The following is a 21,835-nucleotide window of genomic DNA, read 5'->3' as shown; positions in this document are numbered from 1 at the left end:
ATCCTGCCCTATCAACGACGGTTTGTAGTAGAGGGCCTTCCGGTCAGCCCTTCGTGCCGCCCGCCGTCAGGCCGGAGACGAGGTGCTTCTGGGCGACGAAGAAGACCAGCCCGGCCGGGACCGTGACCAGGACGGCGGCGGCCGTCAGGTACTCCCACTGCGGGTTGAACTGCGGCACGAACTGCTGGAGGCCGTAGGCCAGGGTGAACTTGTTGTCGGTCTGGATGAAGGCCGACGCGTACGCCACCTCGCCCCACGCGGTGAGGAAGGTGTAGAACGCGGTGACCGCCACCGCCGGGCGGGCCAACGGCAGCACCACCCGCCAGAAGGTGGCGAACGGACCGCACCCGTCCAGCGCCGCCGCCTCGTCCAGCGAGGTCGGGATGGAGTCGAAGTAGCCCTTCAACATCCAGGCGCAGAACGGCACCGCGATGGTCAGGTACGCGATGATCAACGCGGGCATGGTGTTGATCAGCCCGAGCCGCGCCATGATCGTGTAGATCGGCACGATCAGGATGGCCACCGGGAACATCTGGGTGACCAGGAAGACCATCATCAGCGGCCGGCGACCCGGGAAGTTGAACCGGGACACCGCGTAGCCGGTGGTGGCCGACAGGAAGATGCCGATCCCCATGGTGAACGCCGCGACGATCACCGAGTTGAGGAACCACCGGGGGAAGTTGGTGCTGGTCAGCACGTAGCTGTAGTTGGCCAGCGTGGTGTCCCGGAACAGCGTCAGCTCGCTGCTCTGGATCGCGTACCCGGGCTTCAGCGACGACAACAGCACCCAGGCGATCGGGCCGACCGCGATCAGCGAGGCCAGGATCAACGTGCCGTGCAGCAGGACCGACTTCAGCGGAGAACGGCGACTGCGGCCGGGTCCGCGCGCCTGCGCGGGTCTGCGTGCCTGCGCCATCACCACACCTCGCCTTGCTTGCGCAGGGCCCGCCGGTAGAACATCGAGAACACCAGCAGGATCGACAGGATCAGTACGCCGTACGTGGAGGCGAGCGAGTAGTTGCGGATGCCCTCGAACGCCGCCCGGTAGGCACCGGTCACCAGGATCTCGCTCTGCCCTGCCGGCTGCCCCTCGGTCACCAGGAAGATGATCGGGAACATGTTGAAGGTCCAGATGGTGCCGAGCAGCACCACGGTCATGCTGACCGGACGCAGGCCGGGCAGGGTGATGTTGACGAACCGCTGCCACGGCGAGGCGCCGTCGATCTCGGCCGCCTCGTACAACTCGGACGGGATGGTCTGCATCCCGCCGAGCAGGGCCACCATCATGAACGGCACGCCGAGCCAGATGTTGGTGACGATGGCGGTCAGCAGCGCCGTCCACCGGTCGGCGAACCAGGAGACCGGGTCGATGCCGACCGCCGAGAGCAGGGCGTTGGCCAGGCCGAAGCGCTCGTTGAAGATGAACTTCCAGGCGAAGGCGCTGACGAAGGCGGGCACCGCCCAGGGCAGCACCAGCAGCACCCGGTACACGCTGCGGCCCCACATCGGCCGGTTGATCATGGTGGCCAGCCCGAGGCCGAGACCGAAGTGGCAGGCCACGCAGACGAACGTCCAGATCAGCGTGACGCCGGTCCACTGCCAGAAGTCGCCGACCTGGCCGGTGAGGACCCGGACGTAGTTGTCGAGGCCGACGAACTCCCACTTGTTGGGGTTGTCGCGACACACCTCGCTGCCGGTGATCGACTTGGTGCAGATCTCGGCGACCTGGTTGGCCTCGGTGAGGTCGGTGAAGGAGAGCCAGATCCCGCGGAAGAGCGGGTAGAAGATCAGTACCGCCAGGACGATCACGACGGGCAGCACCATCGCCCAGGCGTACCAGTGCTTGTCCCAACTGCGGCGCAGCCGGGACGTTCGAGCGGACCGGCCGGGCGGCGTCGTGGACGACGGCGCCGGGTCGGCTGTCACGGTGGTCATCAGCGCTCCCGAGGAGAAGTCCGGCAGGGGCGCGCGACCGCGACGGCCGCGCGACCCTGCCGGGTGCCGAAAGGTCACCGGCCGGAGCCGGCGCGGACGGTCAGAGCCCGTAGCCGGGCACGACCTCGGCCTTGTACTTCCGGGCCACGGTGTCCAGCGCGGCCTTCGGGTCCTTGTTCTGGATCAGGACCTCGGTGGCCATCTGGTCGAGCGGGCCGAAGAACTGACCGGCCTCGGGGATCCACGGACGGCCCACACCGGCCTCCACGACCGGCTGGAACGCGGCCACGACCGGGTTGTTCTTCACCGCGTCGAGGGCGTACGCGGAGGTGCGGGTCGGCAGCAGGCCGAGCTTCTCGGAGAGGAACGCCTGAGACTCGGCGGAGCTCATGAACTTCACGAACGCGACGGCGGCGTCCACCTTCTCCTGCGGCATGCCGGACCAGATCACGTAGTTGTGGCCGCCGACCGGGCCACCGGCCCGCGCCGAGCCGCCCGGCACCGGGGCGACGCCGAGGTTCTCCAGGCCGCCGAAGCCGGGGGCCGTCGTGACGTTGTTGACCTCCCACGGGCCGTTGATGATCATGGCGACCTTCTTCTCCTTGAAAAGGGTCATCATGGTGCCGTAGGCGTCGTTGGCGGACGGCTTGGCAGCCGCACCGCTGGTGATCAGGTCCTTGGCGATCGCCAGTCCGGCCGCGTTCTGCTCCGAGTTGATGACGATCTTCTGGCTCGCGGTGTCGACCAGGTCGCCACCCTCGCCGTACATGAACGGCAGCATGAAGTAGCCGGCCGGGTTGACGTACACGCCCTCGGCGTCGGTCTTCTCCTTGACCGCCTGCGCGGCGGTCTTCAGCTCCGCCCAGGTCTTCGGCGGCGCGTCGACGCCGGCCTGGCTCAGCAGCTCCTTGTTGTACATCAGCGCCAGGCTGTCGGTGACCTGCGGGACGCCGTACGTCTTGCCGTCGAACCTGTTGGAGGCCAGCGGCGTCTCCAGGAAGTCCGAGGAGTCAGCGAGCAGTTCGGAGCCGTCCAGCGCGTAGAGGTAGCCCAGCGAGGCGAACTCCGGCACCCAGGCCACCTCGGCGCGGAGGATGTCCGGAGCGCCGCTCTTGGCCTGCGCGGCGGTCTTGAACTTGTTCTGCGCCTCACCGAACGGGACCGACTGATAGTTGATCTTCACGTTCGGGTGCGTCTGGTTGAACTTGGCGATCAGCTCCTGGAACGCGGGGCCCTCGTTCTGCGGGTCCGAGGTGTCCCACCAGGTCAGTTCTGCGGTGAGGGAAGCGGGGTCGACGGTGGACTGCCCATCAGCCGGGTTGTCCTCTCCGCCGCCGCAGGCGGCGACGGAGAGGGCGAGGGTGGCGGAGGCGAGTACGGCGATCCCCCTGGCTGTGCGACGCATGTTCGCTCCTAGATTCCTGCCGGGTGTCGGCGGGACAGTAGCAAGAACTTGCGTAACTCGAAACCCCTTGCGAACATCACCGCAACAACCGCGCTGGATCCGCAACCCGACCACTCCACAACTGCGGCTTTACCGGCATTTCCCAACGGTCCAGCCGCCCGCAGACGGCGACTGGATCACGCTCTGCACACCGGAAACACACCCACCGTCCCGATGGAGGCCGTTGCGACAGCGCCGATGTGAGAGCGAACCGCCGCCTGCTGCCCACTTCTGCAAGTTCTTGCCGACCACTGCGCAAGAAGTTGAGGGTGAGCTACAGTGCGGCCATGCGCGCTCGCCTGTCCGACATAGCCCAGCAGGCCGACGTCAGCGAGGCCACGGTGTCGCGGGTGCTCAACGACCGGCCCGGCGTGGCACCCGAGACCCGGCAGGCCGTCCTGACCGCCCTCGACGTGCTCGGCTACGAGCGCCCCGCCCGGCTCCGCAAGCGCAGCGCCGGGCTGGTCGGCCTGGTGGTGCCGGAGTTGGACAACCCGATCTTCCCCGCCTTCGCCCAGATCATCGAGTCGGCGCTGGCCCCGACCGGGTTCACCCCGGTGCTCTGCACCCAGACCCCCGGCGGTGTCCGCGAGGACGAGTACGTGGAGATGCTGCTCGACCGGCAGGTCTCCGGGATCGTCTTCGTCTCCGGGCTGCACGCCGACACCGCCGCCGACCACGACCGGTACCGCACCCTGATCGCCCGGCCGCTGCCGATCGTCATGATCAACGGATACGCCCCCGGCATCCCGGCGCCCTTCGTCTCCTGCGACGACCGCGAGGCGGCGGAGTTGGCCGTCTCGCACCTGGGCGCCCTGGGCCACCGTCGGATCGGCCTGATCACCGGGCCGGACCGGTTCGTGCCGGTGCAGCGCAAGGTCAGCGGATACAAGACCGCGATGGCGCGCCTCGTCCAGCTCGACGACGACGAACTGCGCGAGCTCACCGAACTCTCCCTGTTCGGCGTGGAGGGCGGCGAGGCCGCCGCCGGCCGCCTGATCGAGCGGGGCGTCACCGGGATCGTCTGCGGTTCGGACCTGATGGCACTCGGCGCGATCCGGGCCGCCCGGCAGCGCGGACTCTCCGTCCCGGAGGACCTGTCGGTGGTCGGTTACGACGACTCGCCGCTGATGGCCTTCACCGACCCGCCGCTGACCACCATGCGCCAGCCGGTGACCGCGATGGCGGTCGCCGCGGTCCGGGCCCTGGTGGACGAGATCAACGGCCACGCCGCCCCGCGTTCGGAGTACCTCTTCCGTCCCGAGCTGGTGGTGCGCGGCTCGACCGCGGTGGCCCGTCGGGACGACAGCGCCCCGCAGGGCGGCCAGGGTCGGCGACCGGCGTCGCCGGTGCTGTCGATCCCGGCGTGACGCCGGACACCTGCCACCTCCGCCTGGCGTGAAGGTCGGGCTGATTCCGGCCGCCTGCCGCCTTCGGAGCGGCACATCCACCGCCCCCCTTGCGCAAGAAATGCTTGACTCTTGCAGAGGCGGGGCGGCATCCTTCTCAGACACCCGCGCCACCTCGCCCACGCCCGGGTGCCGCCGTCCCGCACCACAGAACGGGGAACACCCGATGACCGCCAGCACTCCGTCGCCGCTGACCTCCGACGCCGACTGGTGGCGATCCGCCGTCGTCTACCAGGTCTACGTCCGCAGCTTCGCCGACTCCGACGGCGACGGCATCGGCGATCTCCAGGGCATCCGCGAACGTCTGCCCTACCTGCGTGACCTCGGGGTGGACGCGCTCTGGCTGACCCCCTTCTACACCTCGCCGATGGTCGACGGCGGCTACGACGTGGCCGACTACCGCGACGTCGACCCGATGTTCGGCACCCTCGGCGACTTCGAAGCGATGATCACCGACGCGCACGCGCTCGGGCTGCGGATCATCGTGGACCTGGTCCCGAACCACACCTCCGACCAGCACCCGTGGTTCCAGGCCGCGCTGGCCGCCGCCCCCGGCGCGGCCGAGCGGGCGCGGTACCTCTTCGCCGACGGCAGGGGTGAAGACGGTGCGCAGCCCCCGAACGACTGGGAGAGCATCTTCGGCGGCCCCGCCTGGACGCGGGTCGACGACGGCCAGTGGTATCTGCACCTGTTCGACCCGACCCAACCCGACCTGAACTGGCGCCACCGGGAGGTACGCGCCGAGTTCGAGGACGTCCTGCGGTTCTGGCTGGACCGGGGCGTCGACGGGTTCCGCATCGACGTGGCCCACGGCATGATCAAGGCGGAGGGCCTGCCGGACGTCGGCTTCAGCTCGATGACCACCGGCCGTCGCCAGTCCGAGTTGCTCGGCAAGGGCCGCCTGCCCTACTTCGACCAGGACGAGGTGCACGACATCTACCGCACCTGGCGTCCCATCCTGGACAGCTACCCGGGCGGCCGGATGGCCGTGGCCGAGGCGTGGGCGGAGACCCCGCAGCGACTGGCCCGCTACATCGGCCCGGACGAGCTGCACCAGGCGTTCAGCTTCGACTTCCTCGACGCCACCTGGTCGGCCGACTCGTTCCGCAAGGTGATCGACACCGCGCTGGGCGAGTCCACCATCGTCGGCGCCCCCACCACCTGGGTGCTCTCCAACCACGACCGGCAACGGCACGTCACCCGGTACGGCGACGGGGAGGTCGGGCTGCGCCGGGCCCGCGCCGCCGCGCTGCTGATGCTCGCCCTGCCCGGGTGCGCCTACCTCTATCAGGGCGAGGAACTGGGGCTGCCCGAGGTGCTCGACCTGCCCGACGAGCTGCGTCAGGACCCGGCCTTCCTGCGTACAGGCGAGAGCCGCGACGGCTGCCGGGTGCCGATCCCGTGGAGCGGTGACCTGGCACCGTACGGCTTCGGACCGGCCGGCAGCGCGCTGAGCTGGCTACCGGCCCCGGCGACCTGGCAGTCCCTCTCGGTCGCCGCCCAGGCCGGCGTGCCCGGCTCGACCCTGGAGCTGTACCGGGCGGCGCTGCGGATCCGGCACACCCATCCGGCACTGGCCGGCGTCGGCGGCATCACCTGGCGCCAGACCGGCCCGGACGTGCTCGCGTTCCACCGGGAGGTCGACTCCGTGGTGCTGACCTGCGTGGTGAACACCGGCGACTCGCCGGTGCTGATCGACGGGTACGGCACGCCGCTCGTGGCCAGCGCGCCGCTCACCGAACACGACGGCGGCCACCTGCTCCCGGGTGACACGGCCGCCTGGTTCGAACGGCGCTGACCGGGGTATCACCCCCGACGACCTGGTCCCCGCCGGGATGACCGGGACGACGACCCCTTGTGGTGGGGGGTGCGGTGCGGGCACCGGTGCCCGGACGACGACGTCCGGGCACCGGTGCCGGGTGGTTCGTCAGCCTCCGGGGAGCCGCGTCGCGATGCGGGCGAAGCCGGCCCGCAGTTCGTCCTCGTCCGGCACCGGCAGCGGCCCGCCCGTGTCCCCCCGCTCGGCCGCCGCCATCTCCTCCTCGTCGACGGTGTCCTCGTAGTCGCCGTACAGGTCGGCCTGGTCCACCCGGACCGTCTCGTCGGTGGCGGCGAGCTGCGCGGCGGCGATCTCACCACGGATCTGCGCCACGTTCACCGCTGGCACCAGCGGCTCGACCACCGCCATCAACGACTCCTCGGCCACCACCGTCTCGGCCAGCGCCAGCGCGTGCGGCCGCTCGTACGGCCCGCAGACCACCGGCTCCCACTCGTCGGCGTCTCCGAGCGGCCCGAACGTGATGATCCACGGCAGGTCGAGCATCGGTGAGTCGCTCGGCAGGTCCAACGTCACAAGTGCCCCCACGGGCCCATCATCGTCGGTGCCCGACGAGGTGGGGGCGGGTTCCCCACACATCACGGTCAACCGGCCCCGCCGGGGGTACCGGGATCGCTCTCCACGTCGAGGTCGACGGGCCGGGGACGGCTCGCCAGGTCGACCACCTGGCCGCGTCGGCTGGTCGCGGCCAGCGCGGCACCGAAGAGCACCAACTGGTTGAGCAGGTAGAGATAGACCAGCAGGCCCACGGCGGTGGCCACCACGGTGTACGCCGGGTTGTGCTCCACCCGCCCCACCCAGAACCGCCCGACGGTGTTGAGCAGCGTGATGCCGACCGCGACGAGCAGCACCACCGGCCGCAACCGGGCCCGGCTCATCCGCAGCCGGGGCACCGCCACCAGCAGCAGCGTCGCCAGCACCGCGTTCACCACCACGCTGAGCACCGCGCTGACCGTGGTCAGCCCGACGGAGCCGGTGCTGCGCAGCAGGAACCGCAGCAGCGTCTCCAACGCGTCGACCGCCGCCACCGAGACGCCGAGCAGCACGAAGACCACGAGGAGTACGCCGAGGTCGACCAACCGGCGGACGACCAGGTTGCCGGGGTGCTGGTCCAGGCCGTGGATCAGCCGCTGCGAGGACCGGATCGCCTCCACCCAGCCGATCCCGGTCAGGATCAGGATCAGCAGGCCCACCACGCCGACGGTGCCACTGCTCTCGGCCACCTGCGCCGGATCGAGGAACGGCAGGTTCTCCCGGAGGAACTCCTCCGCCCCCGCGCGCAGCTCGTCGTTCTCGTCCAGGATCGCGCCGAAGGCCGCGTACGACACCAGGGCGAGGGCGAAGACCGCGAAGAAGCCGTAGTAGGCGATCGCGGCGGCCAACCGCCCGCCGTGCAGGTCGGTGTAGCGCACCCCGGCCCGCCACAGGTGCCCGAAGGCCGGGGAGCGGTGCCGGGCGCTCCGCAGGCCACGGTCGACGCCCGCCTCGACCCGTCCCAGCAGGTTCACCGGTCAGCCGCCCAGCCGGAAGTACCGGCGGGGCTGCCACCGCGTCTGCCCGCTGTGCGAGAACAGGGTGAAGCCCTCCACCTCGAACATCGCGGAGAAGTCGGCGAGGTCCTCGTACGCCCGGTCGAGGGCCTCCGGCGCGACGTCCTGCGCCACCGTCACGTGTGGATGGTAGGGAAAGCGCAGCTCACGGCGAAGTTGAGGGGCCGCGTTGATGGCGGCGGCGAGCAGTTCGCACTCGCTGATGCCGGCCGCCACCGTCACGAAGACCACCTGCGTCACCGGCCGGAAGGTGCCGGTGCCGCGCAGGTGCAGGGTGTACGGCAGGTGCTCGGCGGCGACCCGGTCGAGGTGCCCCTCCACCGCGGCCAGCGCGGACACCGGGATCTCGGTCGGCCCGAGCAGGGTGACGTGGGCCGGGACCGTGTTCGGGTCGCCGGAGGCCAGTCGGCGCCGGGTCAGCTCGCCGCCCCACGGCTCGGGGATGTCGACGGCGATGCCGATCTGGACGATGTCGTCGGTCGACGGGACACCGCTGCCCTGATCCACGCTCCGCGTCACCTCTCCGGCCACCGACTGCTCGCCCTCGCGCGGGCGACTACTCGCCGCGTACCGGCGGGAAGAAACCCACCCGCTCGTACGCGGTGCGCAGCGTGGGCGCCGCCACCGCCCGGGCCTTCTCCGCACCGCCCGCGAGGAGCTTGTCGAGCTGGGCCGGGTCGTCGAGGTACGCGCGGGTGCGCTGCTGGATCGGCGTGACGAACTCCCGCACCACCTCGCCGAGGTCCTTCTTGAGGTCGCCGTAGCCCTTGCCGGCGTACGCGGCGACCAGGTCGTCGATGCCGCGCCCGCTCAACGCGGAGAAGATGGTGAGCAGGTTGGAGACGCCCGGCTTGGTCTCGGCGTCGAAGATGATGTCCCGACCGGTGTCGGTGACCGCCGAGCGGATCTTCTTGGCCGAGCGGGCCGGGTCCTCCAGCAGGTCCACGATGCCGCCCGGGGAGGACGACGACTTCGACATCTTGGCCGTCGGGTCCTGCAGGTCGGTGATCTTGGCGGTCTCCTTCACGATGTGCGGCGCGGGCACCGTGAAGGTCTTGCCGAACAGCGAGTTGAACCGCTGCGCCAGGTCCCGGGAGAGCTCCAGGTGCTGCCGCTGGTCCTCGCCGACCGGCACGGCGTGGGCCTGGTAGAGCAGGATGTCCGCGGCCTGCAGGATCGGGTACGTGAACAGCCCGACGCTGGCGCGCTCGTTGCCCTGCTTCTGCGACTTGTCCTTGAACTGGGTCATCCGGCTCGCCTCGCCGAAACCGGTGATGCAGCCCAGCACCCAGGCAAGCTGCGCGTGCTCGGGCACCTGCGACTGCACGAACAGGGTGCAGCGTTCCGGGTCCAGCCCGACGGCGAGCAGCTGCGCGGCGGCCGTCCGCGACCGCTGGAGCAACACCTTCGGTTCGTGTCCCGCCGTGATCGCGTGCTGGTCGACCACGCAGTAGAAGGCGTCGTGCGACTCCTGCAACGCCACCCAGTGCCGGACCGCGCCCAGGTAGTTGCCGAGGTGGAACGAGTCGGCCGTCGGCTGGATGCCGGAGAAGACGCGCGGGCGGGCGGGAACGTCGGACATGCCGCCGATTCTGTCAGCAACACCCTGCGTCCGTCATGACGGGCCGGCAGGTCGCGCCCGCTCGGCGACGCCGCCCGGATCGCGACGCTGTTCGGGCAGGCGGGCGACGGTGACCGCGAGCCGGGCCACCCGGCGTCCCTCCAGGGTGAGCACCCGCAGCAGCCAGCCGCCGGACGCGGCGGGATCGTCGCCCGCCCCGGGCACCGGGATTTCGTCGCCCGCTGCGGGCAACCGACCCAGCGCCGCCATCACGAAGCCGCCCACCGTCTCGTAGGGCCCGTGCGGCAGGTGCACGCCGGTGCGCTCGGCGAAGTCGGTCAGGTTGAGCCGTCCGTCGACCACCGTGGGCAGCCCGGCGAGAGCCGGTTCGGGCGAGTCGGCGTACTCGTCGTGGATCTCGCCGACCAGTTCCTCGACCAGGTCCTCACAGGTGACGATGCCGGCGGTGCCGCCGTACTCGTCGATCACCACGGCCAGGTGGTGCCCCTCCCGCCGCATCTCGGTCAACGCGGCGAGCACCCGCTTGCTGGCCGGCAGCCGCTTGATCTCCCGGGCCAGCTCGCCGACGGTGGTGCCCGGGTCGCGGTCCGGACGCAGCAGCACGTCGCGCAGGTGCACCACACCGACCACGTCGTCGTGGGTGCCGTCGACCACCGGATAGCGGGTGTGCGTACCGGCGCGGACCAGGGGTGCGGCCTCGGCGACGGTCAGCGCCGCGGAGAGGAACACCACCTCGGTGCGGGGCATCATCACCTCGCGGACCAGGCTGGCACCGGCCACCAGCACCTCGTCGATGATGCGACGACCGACCGGGTCGAGCACGGTGTTCGCGGCGACCAGGTCGCGCAGCTCGGCCTCGCTGATGCGTTCCCGACCGGCGGCCGACCCGGCGCCGAGCAGGTCGGTGACGAGTCGCAGGGTGCCGTCGGCGGCCCGCACCACCACCCGGGCGACGGCTCTGGCCACCGGCCCGGGCTGGCGGCGGGACCGCTGTGCGCCCCGTCGCCTGGGTCCGCGCCGACGCGCTGCCCGCATGACAGTGATGGTAGTCAGCGGAAGGCGGCACGGTGGTGTTCGACTCTGTTCAGAAATGGTCGGTCGTGGTGGAGTTGTAGGGTGACCACCACAGGTCCAGGTAGGAGGAGAACGACGTGAAACTGCTCGTCACCGGCGGCGCCGGCTTCATCGGGAGCGTGGTGACCCGGATGCTGCTCGACGCCGGGCACGACGTGGTGGTCCTGGACGACCTGTGCACCGGCCACCGGGAGGCGCTCGCGCCCGACGCCACCCACGTCGAGGCCGGCATCCACGACGCGGCCCGGGTGCTCACCCCGCAGGCGGGATTCGACGGCGTGCTGCACTTCGCCGCCCTGATCGCCGCCGGCGAGTCGATGACCGCCCCGGAGAAGTACTGGCACACCAACACCGTCGGGTCACTGGCGCTGATCGACGCCGTCCGCGCCGCGGGCGTACCCCGGATGGTCTTCTCCTCCACCGCCGCCGTCTACGGCAACCCGACCGAGCTGCCCATCCCGGAGACCGCCGTCAAGGCCCCGACCAACACGTACGGCGCGACCAAGCTCGCCGTCGACATGGCGCTCACCTCCGAGGCGACCGGGCACGGCCTGGCCGCCGTCTCGCTGCGCTATTTCAACGTCGCCGGGGCGTACCTCGACGGCGACACCGCCCTCGGCGAGCGGCACGACCCGGAGACCCACCTCATTCCCATCGCGCTGGAGGTGGCCGCCGACCGGCGGGAGAAGCTGCAACTCTTCGGCGACGACTACCCCACCGCCGACGGCACCTGCGTCCGCGACTACATCCACGTCGCCGACCTGGCCCGCGCCCACCTGCTCGCCCTCGACGCGGCGACCCCGGGACGACACCGCATCTACAACCTCGGCAACGGCAACGGGTTCACCAACCGGCAGGTCGTCGAGGTGGTCCGCGAGGTCACCGGCCACCCCGTGCCGGTGGAGGTGGCACCGCGCCGCGAGGGCGACCCGGCCGAACTGGTCGCCTCCTCCGCGCTGGCCCGCGCCGAGCTGGGCTGGGAGCCGCGCAAGCCGACCCTGCACGACATGGTCTCCGACGCCTGGACCTTCTACCGCGCGCACGTGTCGGGTCGGCCGTGACCGACGTCGCCGCCCGCGCCGAGGCCGGCTTCCGGCAGGCGTACGCCGCACCACCCGCCGGCCGCTGGGCGGCTCCCGGCCGGGTCAACCTGATCGGCGAGCACACCGACTACAACGACGGCTTCGTGCTGCCGTTCGCGCTGCCGCTGCGCACCGTCGTCGCCGCAGCGCCCCGGCCCACCGAGGACTGGACGGTCTGGTCCGAACTGACCGGCGAGACGGTCGACTTCGGCGCCGACGAGGTGGCCGCCCCCGGCCGGGTCACCGGCTGGGCCGCGTACGTGGCCGGGGTGGTGTGGGCGCTGCGCGAAGCCGGCCACCCGGTTCCCGGCGCCCGGTTGGCCGTCGCCTCCGACGTGCCGCTCGGCGCCGGCCTGTCCTCCTCGGCCGCACTGGAGGCCGCCGTGCTCACCGCGCTGGTCGATCTCGGCGGGCTGGACCTGCCCGCCACGCTCCAGCCGAGGTTGGCGCAGCGCGCCGAGAACCACTACGTCGGCGCGCCCACCGGCATCATGGACCAGTCGGCCGCGATCCGCTGCCGGGCCGGGCACGCCCTCTTCCTCGACTGCCGCACCGAGCAGGTGGACCATGTCCCGTTCGACCTGGACCACGACGGCCTGGCGATCCTGGTGATCGACAGCCGTGCCCCGCACCGGCACGCCGACGGCGAGTACGCGTCCCGCCGCGCCACCTGCGAGAAGGCCGCGCACCTGCTCGGTGTGCCGGCCCTGCGGGACGTACCCGCCGACGCCCTCGACGACGCGCTGGCCCGACTGCCCGACGACGAGACCCGCCGCCGGACCCGGCACGTCGTCACCGAGAACCAGCGGGTACGCGACAGCGTCGCCCTGCTACGCGCCGGGGAGATCCGGCGCATCGGTCCGCTGCTCACCGCCTCGCACGCCTCCATGCGCGACGACTTCGCCATCACCGTCGCGGAGGTCGACACCGCCGTCGACACGGCGCTCGCCGCCGGTGCACTCGGCGCGCGGATGACCGGCGGCGGTTTCGGCGGCTGCGTCCTGGCCCTGGTCGAGGCGGACCGGGCCGATGCGGTGGGCGACGCCGTCGCGGCGGCCTACGCCGCCCGTGGCTACGTCACCCCCAACCGGTTCACCGCGCTCCCGGCCGCAGGCGCGACCCGCCTCGCCTGACCCACACCGACGAGATGTCCTCGGTTCTCGCACGCCCGGGGTGTCCTCACCCACCGCCTGTCGAGCTGATGGCGTGGACGGATCAGCTCGCCCGCCACCGCACACACCGCCTACTCGCGTCCCACTCTCGCCGCACATACCGCCCATGATCACGCTCGATCCCGGATGGAGTGGCCTCGTGGCGGCACCGAGACCACTCGATCCAGGATCGAGCAGGATCTGGCAACTCGTCGCCGCGCCCGGGGTCATCGGGTGAGGCGACGAGGGTAACCAGGGTGGCGAGAGCGGGCAGGGGGGCGCCGTGGGGAACGGGTATCTGCCCGGCCGCCCCGTGTGCTCAGGCGGTCTCGACGATCATGGCGGCGCCGACGGTGCGGTTGGTGGTCTCGTCGATGATGACGAAACCACCGGTCGTGCGGTTGCGGCGGTACTCGTCGGCCAGCAACGGGACGGTGGTCCGCAACCGCACCCGGCCGATCTCGTTGAGCCGCAACTCGGTCGCCGTCTCGTCGCGGTGCAGCGAGTTGATGTCGAGGCGGTAGTGCAGGCCGCGCACGATCGCCCGGGCCGACCGGGTGGTGTGCTTGATGGCGTACTTGCCGCCGACCTGCAACGGCCGGCTCTCGTCCATCCAGCAGACCATCGCCTCGATGTCCTGCGCCACCGCCGGGGCGTTGTTCGGGCGGCAGATCATGTCGCCCCGCGAGATGTCGATCTCGTCGGTCAGCCGTACCGTCACCGACATCGGCGGGAACGCCTCCCCGACCGGCCCGTCGGCGGTCTCCACCGACGCGATCCGGCTGGTGAAGCCGGACGGCAGCACCATCACCTCGTCACCCGGCTTGAGCACCCCCGAGGCGACCTGACCGGCGTAGCCGCGATAGTCGGTGACCACCGTCGACTGCGGCCGGATCACGTACTGCACCGGGAACCGGACGTCGACCAGGTTCCGGTCGCTGGCGATGTGCACCCGCTCCAGGTGGTGCAGCAGCGCCGGGCCTTCGTACCAGGGCATGCTCTCCGAACGGGTGACGATGTTGTCGCCCTTGAGCGCGGAGATCGGCACCACGGTCAGGTCCGGCACGTCCAGCTTCGCCGCGAACGCGGTGAACTCGTCGGCGATCCGGTCGAAGACGTCCTGCGAGTAGTCCACCAGGTCCATCTTGTTGACGCAGAGCACCAGGTGCGGCACCCGCAGCAGCGAGCAGAGGAAGGCGTGCCGGCGGGACTGCTCGACCAGGCCCTTACGGGCGTCGACCAGGATCAGCGCCAGATCGGCCGTGGACGCCCCGGTGACCATGTTCCGGGTGTACTGGATGTGCCCGGGGGTGTCGGCGATGATGAACTTGCGACGGGGCGTGGCGAAGTACCGGTACGCCACGTCGATGGTGATGCCCTGCTCCCGCTCGGCGCGCAGGCCGTCGGTGAGCAGCGCCAGGTTCGTGTACTCGTCGCCCCGGGCCGCGCTGACCGCCTCCACCGCGGCCAACTGGTCGGTGAACAGCGACTTCGTGTCGTACAGCAGCCGGCCGATCAGGGTCGACTTGCCGTCGTCGACACTGCCGGCGGTGGCGAAGCGCAGCAGGTCCATCGGTCGGGCCTCCGACCCGACGGCCCGGCCCTCGGCGTCGCCCGGCGCGAGCGTCTCGGTCGTCATCAGAAGTAGCCCTCCCGCTTGCGGTCCTCCATCGCGGCCTCGCTGACCCGGTCGTCACCACGGGTCGCCCCGCGCTCGGTGATCCGGGTCGCCGCGACCTCCTCGATGACCTTGTCGACCGTGTCCGCGTCCGAGCTCACCGCCGCCGTGCAGGAGGCGTCGCCGACGGTGCGGTAGCGCACCTGGGCCTTGAACCGCTCCTCCCCCGCCCGCGCGGGCAGGAACTCGTTGACCGCGTAGAGCATCCCGTCGCGCTCGACCACCTCGCGCTCGTGCGCGTAGTAGATCGACGGCAGCTCGATCCGCTCCCGGGCGATGTAGTGCCACACGTCCAACTCGGTCCAGTTGGAGAGCGGGAACACCCGGATCGACTCACCCGGGTGGTGCCGGCCGTTGTAGAGCGACCACAGCTCCGGACGCTGGTTCTTCGGGTCCCACTGGCCGAACTCGTCACGGAAGCTGAACACCCGCTCCTTGGCGCGGGCCTTCTCCTCGTCCCGCCGGGCCCCGCCGAAGAGCGCGTCGAACCGGTGCTTCTCCACCGCCTCGAGCAGCACCGGCGTCTGGATGCGGTTGCGCATCCCGTCCGCCGACTCCCGGACCAACCCGCTGGCCAGTGCCTCCGGCACGCTGGCCACGACGAGCTGCAGGTTCAGCTCGGCGACCCGCCGGTCCCGGTAGTCCAGCACCTCGGGGAAGTTGTGGCCGGTGTCGACGTGCATCACCGGAAAGGGGATCTGGGCCGGAGCGAACGCCTTCTGCGCCAGGCGCAGCATCACGATCGAGTCCTTGCCACCGGAGAACAGCAGGACCGGCCGCTCCATCTCGGCGACCACCTCGCGCATCACGAAGATGCTCTCCGCCTCCAACGCGTCGAGATGCGTCACCTGGTAGGCAGCGGTGGCGGTCATGACACCGGCTCGATTCGCTCGGTCATCCGATTTCCAGACCTTTCCGGTCGGGGATGTCAGAAAGTAGCGCCAGGCTACCCGCTATGCCGGTGCAACGCTGCAAGTAACCGGCTGGCGAGATCCGCACGGCACACCAGCAGGTCAGGCAGACGCGGGTCGGCCTCGTTGTATTTCAGCGCAGAACCGTCGATCCGGGAAGCGTGCAGTCCGGTGGCCGTCGCCACAGCCACCGGCGCCGCCGAGTCCCACTCGTACTGACCCCCGGCGTGAATGTAGGCGTCCACCTCGCCGGTCACCACTGCGGCGATCTTCGCACCGGCCGATCCCATCGGCACCAACTCCGCCCCGACCTCCTCGGCGAGGTCGGTCAGGAACACCGGCGGCCGACTTCGGCTGGCCGCCAGACGCAGCCGCCGGCCCTCGCCCCCGGCCGCCTCCGCCGGGTACGCCGGAGGGACGTCCGTGGCCAACACCTGCTGCTGTGCCGGCAATCCGACAGCACCCGCCACCAGACCGTGGGATGTCGACGCGTCCCGCGCCCAGAGCGCCACGTGCACCGCCCAGTCCGCGCGCCCCTCCTCGCTGAACTCACGGGTACCGTCCAGCGGGTCGATGATCCACACCCGCTCGGCGACCAGCCGGGAGATCGACGCCTCGTTCACCTCGGCCGTCCACGCCAGCCGGGAACCCTCGTCCTCCTCGGAGAGCACCGCGTCGTCCGGACGCCACTTCGCCAGCTCGGTCCGGATCAGGTCGTGCGAGACCTTGTCCCCCGCCGCCTTCAACGCACCGGCGTCGGCGAACCCCGTCTCCGCCCGCAGGCGCAGCAACGCCTGACCGGCACGGGCCGCCAACCACCGCGCGAACGCCCCGTCGGCCGTGGGTGGACTGCTCATACTCGCGCTCCCGTCGTCACAGCCGTACCTCAGGCACCGTGGTAGAGGTTCTGCGTCGGTTCGACGCCTCGGATGACCACGGATTCCACCACGTCCGCCGCCCTATCCACCAGGAACTCCAACTCCTTGCGCTCCACCGCGCCGAAATCCGACAGCACGTAGTCCGCCGGATCCTGCCGCCCCGGCGGACGCCCGATCCCGAACCGCACCCGTACGTAGTCCTTCGTGCCCAGCGACTTCGACATCGAGCGCAGACCGTTGTGCCCGCCCTCGCCGCCACCGCACTTCACCCGCACCTGGCCGTACGCGATGTCCAGCTCGTCGTGCACCGCGATCACCTGCCCCGGCGGCACCTTGTGGAACTGCGCCAGACCGGCCACCGGCCCACCCGAAAGGTTCATGTACGTCAACGGCTTGACCAGCACCAACTTCGGGCCGCCCAGACCGAGGCGCCCCTCGGCGACCTCCGCCACCGCCCGCTTGTGCCGACCGAACCTGCTGCCCAGCCGACCCGCCAACAGGTCCGCGACCAGGAAACCGACGTTGTGCCGGTTGCCCGCGTACTCCCGACCCGGGTTGCCCAGACCGACCACCAGCCAGGGCCCGGTCTCGTCCGTCACCGCCCGCCCCTTTCCTCGTCCCGGCGGACCGCCACCCGGCGGCCGTCCCCGATACGTCGACAGGCGCCCCCGGAGCACGGGGACGCCTGTCGCACAGCCTGCGGACCGATCAGGCCTCGGTCTTGGCCTCGGCGGTCTCCTCGCCGGCCGACTCGCCAGCCTCGGCGGTCTCCTCGCCGGCCTCAGCCTCGGCCTCGGCGTCCGCCGCCTCGGCCTCGGGCAGCGTCGCCTCCAACTGCTCCGCGGTCGGTGCCGCGGTGACGGTGGCGACCGCCATCTCCGGGTCGGCGGCCAGCTCGACGCCCGACGGAAGCTGCACGTCGGCGGCGGTGACCTGGGAGCCGGCCTGCGCACCCTCGATCGACGCCTCCAGGTGATCCGGCACCTTGGTGGCGTCGGCGGTCACCGAGAGGGTGTCGTGGTCGTGCACGATCAGCGTGTCCCGCGCCGCCTCACCGGTCAGCTGCACCGGCACGTCCACGGTGACCTTCTCGCCCCGACGCACCAGCAGCAGGTCGACGTGCTCGAAGGTGTCCTTGATCGGGTCCCGCTGGATCGCCTTCGGCAGCGCCAGAGCCTGCGTGCCGTCGCTGATGTCGAGCGCCAGGAGCTGGTTGGCGCCACCGTTACGGATGGCCGCCGCGAACTCGCGGGCCGGGAGCGCGATGTGCTTGGGCTTCTCGCCATGGCCGTACAGCACGGCGGGCACCTTGCCGGCCCGGCGGGTACGGCGGGCACCACCCTTGCCGAACTCGGTGCGGGGCTCGGCGCTGATCTTTACCTCGGACACGGGGAAACTCCTGATGCTTCGCTACGGCAGCTTGTCGTCTGGCGGTGCTGGGCGGGGGGCTCGCAAGGGCTCATGCGTCACAACGACTGCCCGGAGCACCGCGTCGATCACGGTGCCTCCGTGCGGCGCTTCTCAGCGGCCCGCAGGGCACCCTCGCCGTGGCAACCGCACCAGTCTACCCGAGCGGATTCCCGAAGTTCCGGCAGTCCCCGCCGGAGCCGACCGGGCAGCTCACCGCCGCCGACCAGCCGATCATCGACGCCCCCGGACGGGCCGGTCCGATCGACCGACCCGCCCGGACCGGCGTCAGCTCAACCCGCCGAACAGGGTGGTCACCGAGCCGTCGTCGAACACCTCACGGATCGCCCGGGCCAACAGCGGCGCGATGGAGAGCACGGTGAGCTTGTCGAGCTGCTTCTCCGGCGGCAACGGCAGCGTGTTGGTCACCACGACCTCGCTGATCGGGCTGTTCTTCAGCCGCTCGGTCGCCGGGTCGGAGAGCAGCGCGTGGGTGGACGCCACGATCACGTCCGCCGCGCCGGACTCCTTGAGAATGTCCGCCGCCTTGCAGATCGTGCCGCCCGTGTCGATCATGTCGTCGACGATCAGGCAGACCCGACCCTCGACCTCACCGACCACCCGGTTCGCCACCACCTGGTTCGGCTTCATCGGGTCCCGCGTCTTGTGGATGAAGGCCAGCGGGCAGCCGCCCAACCGGTCGGTCCACCGCTCGGCCACCCGCACCCGACCCGAGTCCGGCGCGACCACGGTCATCGGCCGGCCCGCGTACTTGCGCTCCACGTACTCGGCCAGGATGTCCATCGCGAACAGGTGGTCCACCGGCCCGTCGAAGAAGCCCTGGATCTGCGCCGTGTGCAGGTCCACGGTGAGGATCCGGTTCGCCCCCGCCGTCTTCAACAGGTCGGCGATCAGCCGGGCCGAGATCGGCTCCCGCCCCCGGTGCTTCTTGTCCTGCCGCGCGTACGGATAGAACGGCAACACGACCGTGATCCGCTTCGCCGACCCGCGCTTCAACGCGTCGACCATGATCAGGGTCTCCATGACCCACGTGTTCACCCCGTGCGTGACGGACTGCACCACGAAGGCGTCCGACCCCCGCACCGAGTCCTTGAACCGTACGAAGATCTCGCCGTTGGCGAACTCGTACGCGTCGGCCGGCGTCGGCGCGACGCCGAGCACCTCACCGATCTCCCTGGCCAGCTCCGGAAACCCACGTCCGGAAAAGAGCATCAGGCTCTTGCGGTTTTCGGCGACGATGCTGCCCATGGGCCCGTCTGCTCCCGTATTGGTCGGTGGTACCCGGCCACGGTGGTGGTCGACCGGGGACTATTCGGTTGCAGTATCTCCCGCCCCCGGCGCACCGCCCACCGACTCGGCGGCGCCGTGGATTGCCTCACCTTCACTTGCGGCCGAGGTCACACCCGGAGCACCCTGCAAGGCCCGCTCGGCAGCCGCCGCCGACGTCGTACCCGACCGCCTGCGGGTCACCCAGTCCTCGACGTTGCGTTGTGGCGCCCGCGTCACACCCAACGCACCCGGCGGCACGTCCTTGCTGATCGCACTGCCCGCCGCCACGTACGCGCCGGCGCCCACCTCGACCGGGGCGATCAGGCTGGTGTCGCAGCCGACGAAGGCGGCCTCGCCCACCACCGTGCGGTGCTTGTTCACCCCGTCGTAGTTCACGAAGATCGTCGCCGCGCCGATGTTGGCCCGCGCCCCGATCGTCGCGTCACCCACGTACGACAGGTGCGGCACCTTGGCGCCCGGCCCCACCTCGGAGTTCTTCACCTCGACGAACGTGCCCACCTTCGACTTCTCGGCCAGCCGCGCCGCCGGTCGCAGGTACGCGTACGGCCCCACGCTCGCGCCCGCGCCCACCTCGGCACCGACCGCGTGGCTGCGCAGCACCGTCGCGCCCGGCCCGACCACCGTGTCGATCAGCGTCACGTCCGGTCCGACCACCGCGCCCGCGCCGACCACCGAACCGCCGCGCAACTGGGTGTTCTGGTCCACGACCGCGTCCCGGTCCAGGGCCACCGTCACGTCGATCCACGTCGTCTCCGGGTCCAGCAGACTCACCCCGGTACGCATCCAGCGCTCGTTGACCCGGTCCCGCAGCAGCCGCCGTAGCGCCGCCAACTCCACCCGGTCGTTGCAGCCGAGCGTCTCGGCGTGGTCGCCGGCCAGGTGCACGCCGACCGGCTCACCGGCCGACACGAGCAGCCGGAAGACGTCGGTGAGGTACTCCTCACCCTGGTCGTTGTCGGTGGAGAGCTTGCCGAGCACGTCCCGCAGCCGGCCCGCGTCGAAGGCGTAGATGCCGGCGTTGATCTCCCGGACGGCGAGCTGTGCCGCAGTGGCGTCGCGCTGCTCGACGATCTGCTCCAACCGGCCGTCGGCGTCGCGCACGATCCGGCCCAGGCCGGTGGGATCCGGCACCTCGGCAGCCAGCACCGTCGCCGCCGCCCGCTCGCTCTCGTGCGCCGCGACCAGCCCGGCCACCGTCTCCGGCCGCAGCAGCGGCACGTCGCCGTTGAGCACCACCACCGTGCCGGACGCCTCCGGTGCGGCCTCCAGCGCGATCCTGACCGCGTGCCCGGTGCCGAGCTGCTCGGCCTGCAACACCGGTACAGCGTCCGGCGCGGCCTCGGCCAGATGCGCCCGGACCTGGTCCGCGCCGTGCCCGACCACCACCATCGTCCGCTCCGCCGACAGCGGCTGCGCCGCGTTCAGCACGTGCCCGAGCAGCGTCCGGCCGAGCAGCGGGTGCAACACCTTGGGCAACGCGGACTTCATCCGCTTGCCCTCCCCGGCGGCAAGGACGACGACGGTACGGGGGTAGGGCTCGGACACGAGGTGGCTCCCGTCGGGACGCGGACAGTCTCGCGGCCATGCTAACCAGGCTTCAGCCACAGATCAGGTGAAGCTCCCGGGAGAGGACTCGAACCCCTACAATCAGGACCAAAACCTGACGTCCTGCCATTAGACGACCCGGGACGGTCTAAAACGGACAAACTCTCGGCTTGCCGGACTCCTACACTTTAGCGCCCCGCGTCGCCGACGCCATCGCTCACACCCTTCATGATCCCTTCGATCTTCCAATACAACCGACGGGACCGCGGCACTTCGACACTCAGGCAGCCCCGATAGGTCTCCCCGGTGTTGAGCCGGACAGTCGCGGGACGGTGCCGCTTGAGCGTGGTGGGCTGGAACGACTCGGGCGACACTCCCACCCGCTCCGCCCACCACCTGACCGCCTGCGCGGCGTCGGCGGTCTCGTGGATCGAGACGCGGTACCGCAACGCTTCCCGCCGCTCGCCCAGCGCCTCAACGAAGCGCACGAACAGGGCGACCAACGCCGGGTCGCTGTTGACGAAACGCACCCGACAGTCGTTCGGCCGCCAGGGCTTGACCTTGGTGCCCTCGGCCCAGTACAGCGCCGCGCCGACCAACACCAACTCGCGATATCGCACGCTCTTGACCCACCCGGCGGCCGCCTCGATGGTGGCCGCACGCGCCGCATCACGCTCCTGTCGATACTCCCCCCACTGAGCGTCGGTCATGACCTTGGAGTGGGCGCGCCGACGCTCCCGCACATCGTCCGGATCGCGCTTCAAGGGAAGGTGCCGAACCCACAGATAGGCCGGCGAGCGACTCACCCCCAACCGCCGCGCGATCTCCGGCACCGAGTGGCCGGCGGACCGCAACACCAGCGCCTCGGCACGCAACTCGTCCTTGGCACGGGAACGTCGGACGCCAGAATCGGTCATGGGGTGCAGGCTAGGGCGGGGGTGTGACACTCCGGGCATCGGTAGGCATCGCTGCCAGATGTGATCTTCCGACGGCTTAAGTTACGGTGACGTAGGCGTAGTTTGCTGTCTCATCGTTCCCTGC

At 70.7% G+C, this 21,835-nt stretch carries 20 protein-coding genes and 1 tRNA gene; 4 read left to right on the top strand and 17 right to left on the bottom strand.

The features are described from left to right. Nucleotides 1–43: 43 nt before the first annotated feature. The 3 genes from HUT12_RS04145 to HUT12_RS04135 form a co-directional block, all read right to left on the bottom strand. Nucleotides 44–916, bottom strand: coding sequence for a sugar ABC transporter permease (locus HUT12_RS04145; RefSeq protein ID WP_176092530.1), 873 nt, complete (start codon nucleotides 914–916; stop codon nucleotides 44–46). Beyond that, nucleotides 916–1,935: a carbohydrate ABC transporter permease gene (locus HUT12_RS04140; RefSeq protein ID WP_176092529.1), complete on the bottom strand. Its 1,020-nt coding sequence runs from the start codon at nucleotides 1,933–1,935 to the stop codon at nucleotides 916–918. Before HUT12_RS04140 ends, HUT12_RS04145 begins: the two co-directional genes overlap by 1 nt. A 100-nt stretch (nucleotides 1,936–2,035) precedes the next feature. Then, nucleotides 2,036–3,340, bottom strand: a complete 1,305-nt coding sequence (locus HUT12_RS04135) for an extracellular solute-binding protein (protein ID WP_131051658.1) — start codon at nucleotides 3,338–3,340, stop codon at nucleotides 2,036–2,038. A gap of 326 nt (nucleotides 3,341–3,666) precedes the next feature. Between HUT12_RS04135 and HUT12_RS04130 the strand changes: the two genes are divergently transcribed. Continuing rightward, entirely contained in the window at nucleotides 3,667–4,749 is a 1,083-nt protein-coding gene (locus tag HUT12_RS04130; RefSeq protein WP_236145581.1) for a LacI family DNA-binding transcriptional regulator, read from the top strand. Between the two features lie 205 nt (nucleotides 4,750–4,954). Continuing rightward, on the top strand, nucleotides 4,955–6,586 hold the full coding sequence (locus HUT12_RS04125; RefSeq protein WP_131051660.1) for a glycoside hydrolase family 13 protein: 1,632 nt from the start codon (nucleotides 4,955–4,957) through the stop codon (nucleotides 6,584–6,586). Between the two features lie 129 nt (nucleotides 6,587–6,715). Here the strand turns inward: HUT12_RS04125 and HUT12_RS04120 are convergent, their stop codons facing one another. Genes HUT12_RS04120 through HUT12_RS04100 form a run of 5 tightly spaced genes read right to left on the bottom strand, consistent with a single transcriptional unit; the run spans nucleotide 6,716 to nucleotide 10,792 of the window. Beyond that, the gene (locus HUT12_RS04120) at nucleotides 6,716–7,153 is read right to left on the bottom strand and encodes a hypothetical protein (RefSeq protein WP_176092528.1); all 438 of its coding nucleotides are present in this window, start codon (nucleotides 7,151–7,153) and stop codon (nucleotides 6,716–6,718) included. Nucleotides 7,154–7,209: 56 nt separating this feature from the next. Continuing rightward, the gene (locus tag HUT12_RS04115; protein WP_131051662.1) at nucleotides 7,210–8,133 is read right to left on the bottom strand and encodes a YihY/virulence factor BrkB family protein; all 924 of its coding nucleotides are present in this window, start codon (nucleotides 8,131–8,133) and stop codon (nucleotides 7,210–7,212) included. 3 nt (nucleotides 8,134–8,136) lie between these two features. Beyond that, nucleotides 8,137–8,682 carry a 2'-5' RNA ligase family protein gene (locus HUT12_RS04110; RefSeq protein WP_236145582.1) on the bottom strand — a complete coding sequence of 182 codons (546 nt, stop codon included), beginning with the start codon at nucleotides 8,680–8,682 and terminating at the stop codon, nucleotides 8,137–8,139. Between the two features lie 49 nt (nucleotides 8,683–8,731). After that, nucleotides 8,732–9,757, bottom strand: a complete 1,026-nt coding sequence (gene trpS / locus HUT12_RS04105) for a tryptophan--tRNA ligase (RefSeq protein WP_176092527.1) — start codon at nucleotides 9,755–9,757, stop codon at nucleotides 8,732–8,734. A gap of 33 nt (nucleotides 9,758–9,790) precedes the next feature. Further along, a complete protein-coding gene (locus HUT12_RS04100; protein ID WP_176092526.1) occupies nucleotides 9,791–10,792 on the bottom strand; it encodes a hemolysin family protein in 1,002 nt (333 codons plus the stop codon). 116 nt (nucleotides 10,793–10,908) lie between these two features. Here HUT12_RS04100 and galE point away from each other — a divergent pair, with 116 nt between their 5' ends. Further along, nucleotides 10,909–11,892: a UDP-glucose 4-epimerase GalE gene (galE, locus tag HUT12_RS04095; protein ID WP_131051666.1), complete on the top strand. Its 984-nt coding sequence runs from the start codon at nucleotides 10,909–10,911 to the stop codon at nucleotides 11,890–11,892. Next, the gene (gene galK, locus HUT12_RS04090) at nucleotides 11,889–13,046 is read left to right on the top strand and encodes a galactokinase (protein ID WP_176092525.1); all 1,158 of its coding nucleotides are present in this window, start codon (nucleotides 11,889–11,891) and stop codon (nucleotides 13,044–13,046) included. The genes galE and galK overlap by 4 nt, the downstream gene beginning before the upstream one ends. A 337-nt stretch (nucleotides 13,047–13,383) precedes the next feature. Here galK and HUT12_RS04085 read toward each other — a convergent pair whose 3' ends face one another. The 9 genes from HUT12_RS04085 to HUT12_RS04045 form a co-directional block, all read right to left on the bottom strand. Beyond that, nucleotides 13,384–14,703, bottom strand: a complete 1,320-nt coding sequence (locus tag HUT12_RS04085; protein WP_176092524.1) for a sulfate adenylyltransferase subunit 1 — start codon at nucleotides 14,701–14,703, stop codon at nucleotides 13,384–13,386. Beyond that, complete coding sequence (gene cysD / locus HUT12_RS04080) at nucleotides 14,703–15,614, bottom strand: sulfate adenylyltransferase subunit CysD (RefSeq protein WP_131051669.1); 912 nt, start codon at nucleotides 15,612–15,614, stop codon at nucleotides 14,703–14,705. The genes HUT12_RS04085 and cysD overlap by 1 nt, the downstream gene beginning before the upstream one ends. Nucleotides 15,615–15,688: 74 nt before the next feature. Beyond that, the gene (locus HUT12_RS04075) at nucleotides 15,689–16,510 is read right to left on the bottom strand and encodes an inositol monophosphatase family protein (RefSeq protein WP_131051670.1); all 822 of its coding nucleotides are present in this window, start codon (nucleotides 16,508–16,510) and stop codon (nucleotides 15,689–15,691) included. A 29-nt stretch (nucleotides 16,511–16,539) separates the two neighbouring features. Next, a complete protein-coding gene (gene pth / locus HUT12_RS04070) occupies nucleotides 16,540–17,130 on the bottom strand; it encodes an aminoacyl-tRNA hydrolase (RefSeq protein WP_131051671.1) in 591 nt (196 codons plus the stop codon). Between the two features lie 109 nt (nucleotides 17,131–17,239). Further along, nucleotides 17,240–17,920 carry a 50S ribosomal protein L25/general stress protein Ctc gene (locus tag HUT12_RS04065; RefSeq protein ID WP_131051672.1) on the bottom strand — a complete coding sequence of 227 codons (681 nt, stop codon included), beginning with the start codon at nucleotides 17,918–17,920 and terminating at the stop codon, nucleotides 17,240–17,242. Between the two features lie 306 nt (nucleotides 17,921–18,226). Continuing rightward, complete coding sequence (locus HUT12_RS04060) at nucleotides 18,227–19,207, bottom strand: ribose-phosphate diphosphokinase (protein ID WP_131051673.1); 981 nt, start codon at nucleotides 19,205–19,207, stop codon at nucleotides 18,227–18,229. Between the two features lie 60 nt (nucleotides 19,208–19,267). Then, a complete protein-coding gene (gene glmU / locus HUT12_RS04055; protein WP_131051674.1) occupies nucleotides 19,268–20,794 on the bottom strand; it encodes a bifunctional UDP-N-acetylglucosamine diphosphorylase/glucosamine-1-phosphate N-acetyltransferase GlmU in 1,527 nt (508 codons plus the stop codon). Nucleotides 20,795–20,867: 73 nt separating this feature from the next. Then, nucleotides 20,868–20,938: transfer RNA gene (locus HUT12_RS04050), tRNA-Gln, on the bottom strand. A 44-nt stretch (nucleotides 20,939–20,982) separates the two neighbouring features. Beyond that, the gene (locus HUT12_RS04045; RefSeq protein WP_217705945.1) at nucleotides 20,983–21,711 is read right to left on the bottom strand and encodes a helix-turn-helix domain-containing protein; all 729 of its coding nucleotides are present in this window, start codon (nucleotides 21,709–21,711) and stop codon (nucleotides 20,983–20,985) included. Between the last annotated feature and the right edge of the window lie 124 nt (nucleotides 21,712–21,835).

Origin of the sequence: Verrucosispora sp. NA02020, assembly GCF_013364215.1 — a bacterium.
In the GTDB taxonomy this organism is placed as follows: Bacteria; Actinomycetota; Actinomycetes; order Mycobacteriales; family Micromonosporaceae; genus Micromonospora.
The sequence above is the reverse complement of the archived record's forward strand: the minus strand, read 5'-3'. Positions and strand labels throughout refer to the sequence as shown.

Excerpts from the sequence above, each read along its gene's own strand:
- HUT12_RS04145 (WP_176092530.1), bottom strand. The coding sequence starts at position 916 with ATGGCGCAGGCACGCAGACCCGCGCAGGCGCGCGGACCCGGCCGCAGT.
- HUT12_RS04140 (WP_176092529.1), bottom strand. The coding sequence starts at position 1,935 with ATGACCACCGTGACAGCCGACCCGGCGCCGTCGTCCACGACGCCGCCC.
- HUT12_RS04135 (WP_131051658.1), bottom strand. The coding sequence starts at position 3,340 with ATGCGTCGCACAGCCAGGGGGATCGCCGTACTCGCCTCCGCCACCCTC.
- HUT12_RS04130 (WP_236145581.1), top strand. The coding sequence starts at position 3,667 with ATGCGCGCTCGCCTGTCCGACATAGCCCAGCAGGCCGACGTCAGCGAG.
- HUT12_RS04125 (WP_131051660.1), top strand. The coding sequence starts at position 4,955 with ATGACCGCCAGCACTCCGTCGCCGCTGACCTCCGACGCCGACTGGTGG.
- trpS (WP_176092527.1), bottom strand. The coding sequence starts at position 9,757 with ATGTCCGACGTTCCCGCCCGCCCGCGCGTCTTCTCCGGCATCCAGCCG.
- HUT12_RS04100 (WP_176092526.1), bottom strand. The coding sequence starts at position 10,792 with ATGCGGGCAGCGCGTCGGCGCGGACCCAGGCGACGGGGCGCACAGCGG.
- HUT12_RS04085 (WP_176092524.1), bottom strand. The coding sequence starts at position 14,703 with ATGACGACCGAGACGCTCGCGCCGGGCGACGCCGAGGGCCGGGCCGTC.
- cysD (WP_131051669.1), bottom strand. The coding sequence starts at position 15,614 with ATGACCGCCACCGCTGCCTACCAGGTGACGCATCTCGACGCGTTGGAG.
- HUT12_RS04075 (WP_131051670.1), bottom strand. The coding sequence starts at position 16,510 with ATGAGCAGTCCACCCACGGCCGACGGGGCGTTCGCGCGGTGGTTGGCG.
- HUT12_RS04060 (WP_131051673.1), bottom strand. The coding sequence starts at position 19,207 with ATGGGCAGCATCGTCGCCGAAAACCGCAAGAGCCTGATGCTCTTTTCC.
- HUT12_RS04045 (WP_217705945.1), bottom strand. The coding sequence starts at position 21,711 with ATGACCGATTCTGGCGTCCGACGTTCCCGTGCCAAGGACGAGTTGCGT.